This window comes from Occallatibacter sp., from assembly GCF_049802275.1.
In the GTDB taxonomy this organism is placed as follows: domain Bacteria; phylum Acidobacteriota; class Terriglobia; order Terriglobales; family Acidobacteriaceae; genus Telmatobacter.
Map to the genome: position 1 here is coordinate 1 of NZ_JBARMD010000732.1, position 3,055 is coordinate 3,055.

A 3,055-nucleotide genomic window follows, 5' to 3' on the forward strand; every position below is an offset into this window, starting at 1 on the left:
GCAGCTTGGTGCGGTGCCGGCGCCGGCGGGCGAGATGCAGGTAGTACTGGGGCCGGGCTGGCCGGGCGTGCTGCTGCACGAGGCGGTGGGGCATGGGCTCGAAGCAGATTTCAATCGTAAAGGGACCTCGGCGTTTACGGGACTGATTGGACGACCGGTGGCCAGCACCAAGGTGACAGTGGTGGACAACGGAACCATGGCCGGACGGCGCGGGTCGCTGAATGTGGACGACGAGGGCTCGGCAACGCAGGAGACGGTGCTGATTGAGGACGGGATTCTGAAAGGCTATTTGACCGACAAGCTCTCTGCGCGGCTGACGGGAACGGCCAATACGGGATCCGGTCGGCGGGAGAGCTACCACTGCATTCCGATGCCGCGGATGACGAACACCTACATGCTGGCGGGGGATGACGCGCCCGAGGACATTCTGCGATCAGTGAAGCGGGGCTTGTACGCGGTGAATTTTGGCGGCGGCCAGGTGGACATCACGAATGGGAAGTTTGTTTTTTCGGCGTCGGAAGCCTATTTGATTGAGGACGGCAAGATTACAGCGCCAGTGAAGGATGCGACGCTGATCGGCAATGGGCCGGAGGCGCTGAAGTACGTCTCGATGGTGGGGAACGATCTGAAGCTGGATGAAGGGATCGGGACCTGCGGCAAAGATGGGCAGAGCGTTCCGGTGGGCGTGGGTATGCCTACCATCAAGCTGGACAAAATGACTGTGGGCGGGACGGGAAGATAAAAGGGCGAGAAGAGCATTGGCGAGCCCCCGTCGGGATTTCGGTGCGAACGAAATTCCCGAGTACTTGGCTACGCATCAGCTTCATCTGACGGCGTCGGCGATTGAATTTCTGGTATGCGCAGGCGAGGAGTTTGGAAACGCAAGCCATCAGGGGCAGGATGACCGAATGGCCATTTCCTTTGAAGAGTTCAAAGCCGAATCACTGGCCGATCCCGAAGTTCGGCGCAAACATGACGCTCTCGCTTCCGAATTTGAAGCCTTCGCAGAATAACTCAACGCCAGACAGGCCGAACGTATAGAGTCGCTCCGCTCACGCGGCGTCCTCGAGCCTCAGCCTAACCTTGCGCCCAAGCGCTGAAGCAATATTTACCAGCGCATCGAGCGAAAAGCGGGCAATGCGCCCGCGCAGCAGATCGTTGATCCGCGGTTGAGTTACCCCACAGCGCTTCGCCGCCTCGGCCTGGGTCCACCCATTCGATTTGATGATCCCCTCGATCTCGTCCATCAGATCGGAGCGCAGGGTCAGGTTCGCCGCCTCTTCCGGCGAATCGGCAAGCGCATCCCAGACGTTGGCAAATCTCTTACCAGTCTTTTTGCTCATCGTTGACCTCGCATTAACTGTTTGTATCGCTTTTTAGCAATCTCAATATCCTGCTTGGAAGTTTGCATCGTCTTCTTTTGAAATGCATGCAGAACCGTAGATGGCATCGGCCCGGCGGGCAGTATAAAGCACCCGATAAATCCCTGATTCCTCCGGGACCCGAATCTCCTCGACGCCTTTGCCAATATCGGGCATCGGTTTGAAGTCGTCCGGCAGATTTCCTTTTTGCAATTTCGCAAGCTGACGTCCGGCAGCCTGGCGCGCATTCCTGGGAAAATCGCTGATCGCCTTCAACGAATTTCCAAGAAACTCGAGCGGCTTCATGAAGAGATTATATCCAGTCTGATATAGAGTGCAACTGGTTTCACCGTTCTGCGAGGCCCCTAAACAATACCTTCGTCAGGGACGGGATGGCCCTCAAACTTACTTGGGGAGTGCTCCACCTTACCGCTTTTCTACTTCTGGTGGGCGGCGAGCCATTTGGCTGAGCGATCCTGGGCGGTGGCTAAGTCGCTGGGGCTGAGGTGCCCTGCGACCAGGTCGCGGGCGTGGACAGCTTCTTCCTGACGGGAGCCGTTCCAGGTTTTGGCGGCTAGTTCGAGCCAGAAGTAAGACTCAACGAGGTTGACCGGAACTCCCTGGCCACTCGCATACATTGAGCCAAGGTTGAACTGGGCGCGGGGCAAGCCCTGCTCGGCGGCCTTGGTGTACCAGGCTGCTGCCTGGGCGTAGTTCTTCTCGAGGCCGGTGCCATTGTCGTAGAGCAGGCCGAGATTGAACTGGGCGGAGGCGTCTCCCTGCTCGGCGGCGCGGCGGTAGAGGTCGGCGGCCTGGGAGTAGTCCTGCGGGACGCCGATGCCGCGCTCATAGAGGGTGCCGAGGTTGTATTCGGCTTCTGGAACCTTTTGCAGTGCAGCTTTTCGATACCAGCCAGCGGCTTCGGCGGAGTCCTGAGTGACTCCTTCGCCGCGGTCATAAAGCAAGCCGAGGTGCAGTTCGGCCGGGGCAAAGCCCTGTTCGGCAGCCTTTTTGTACCATGACGCAGCCTTGGTGTTGTCCTGTTGAACGCCATTGCCGGTTTCGTAAAGCGTACCCAGGTCAAATTGGGCCTGGGCAGATCCCTGGTCGGCAGCTTTCTGGAGCCACGAAAATGCCTTGGTGTAGTCCCGCGGGACGGAGACGCCGGAAGCGTAGGCCTCGCCTACCGCCAGCTGGGCCTTCACGTCGCCGGCATTGGCTTTATTGAGCAGGGCGGGATCGATTGCCGCCCTCTGCGCGAGAATCGGAAAACACATAAAAACAATCAGGTAAATGGAAAGCGGAAGGATTCGGCGCGGTGTCATAGTGCCTCTCGGGGGAACTCATCACGATAGCAAATTACGCAAGGTCGAGGGGTGATGGCCGTCCGCCGAGAGCGGGGCTCGCGGATGCGCTGCCATGCGCCGGTTTGTTAAGGTTGACCCATGCCGGAAGCTGTTCAACTCCCCGATGTCGCCGCCGTTGATCTCGAATCCCTTGCAACCGATGTAGTGAAGCTGGCTATGAGAGCCGGCGCCAGTGACGCCGAGGTCGTTGTCCGCGAAGGAGACGAGTTCAGCGTGAATGTGCGCCTGGGCCAGGTGGAGACGCTGAAGGAGTCGGGCTCGCGCGCGCTGGGGCTTCGTGTATTTGTGGGCAAGCGATCGGCTTCGGCCTCGACCAGCGATCTGACT

The 3,055-nt window shown here is 59.1% G+C and carries 7 protein-coding genes; 3 read left to right on the top strand and 4 right to left on the bottom strand.

What is annotated here, in order from left to right; genetic code table 11:
- Together WA354_RS24540 and WA354_RS24545 are read left to right on the top strand one after the other, a co-directional pair.
- Positions 1-742 (top strand): metallopeptidase TldD-related protein (locus tag WA354_RS24540; RefSeq protein ID WP_472815656.1); only part of this gene is annotated, 742 nt, incomplete at its 5' end.
- 16 nt (positions 743-758) lie between these two features.
- Entirely contained in the window at positions 759-1,013 is a 255-nt protein-coding gene (locus WA354_RS24545) for a hypothetical protein (RefSeq protein WP_472815657.1), read from the top strand.
- Positions 1,014-1,052: 39 nt separating this feature from the next.
- Here WA354_RS24545 and WA354_RS24550 read toward each other — a convergent pair whose 3' ends face one another.
- The 4 genes from WA354_RS24550 to WA354_RS24565 all read right to left on the bottom strand — a co-directional run bounded on the left by WA354_RS24550 (position 1,053) and on the right by WA354_RS24565 (position 2,686).
- Positions 1,053-1,343, bottom strand: coding sequence for a helix-turn-helix domain-containing protein (locus WA354_RS24550; protein ID WP_472815658.1), 291 nt, complete (start codon positions 1,341-1,343; stop codon positions 1,053-1,055).
- Positions 1,340-1,411 carry a hypothetical protein gene (locus WA354_RS24555; protein ID WP_472815662.1) on the bottom strand — a complete coding sequence of 24 codons (72 nt, stop codon included), beginning with the start codon at positions 1,409-1,411 and terminating at the stop codon, positions 1,340-1,342. Before WA354_RS24555 ends, WA354_RS24550 begins: the two co-directional genes overlap by 4 nt.
- Positions 1,386-1,637 (bottom strand): type II toxin-antitoxin system RelE/ParE family toxin, encoded by a 252-nt coding sequence (locus tag WA354_RS24560; RefSeq protein ID WP_472815659.1) that lies wholly within the window; start codon positions 1,635-1,637, stop codon positions 1,386-1,388. The genes WA354_RS24555 and WA354_RS24560 overlap by 26 nt, the downstream gene beginning before the upstream one ends.
- A 161-nt stretch (positions 1,638-1,798) precedes the next feature.
- Positions 1,799-2,686: a tetratricopeptide repeat protein gene (locus WA354_RS24565; protein ID WP_472815660.1), complete on the bottom strand. Its 888-nt coding sequence runs from the start codon at positions 2,684-2,686 to the stop codon at positions 1,799-1,801.
- Positions 2,687-2,806: 120 nt separating this feature from the next.
- Between WA354_RS24565 and WA354_RS24570 the strand changes: the two genes are divergently transcribed.
- A partial coding sequence (locus WA354_RS24570; RefSeq protein WP_472815661.1) for a PmbA/TldA family metallopeptidase occupies positions 2,807-3,055 on the top strand: 249 nt, incomplete at its 3' end.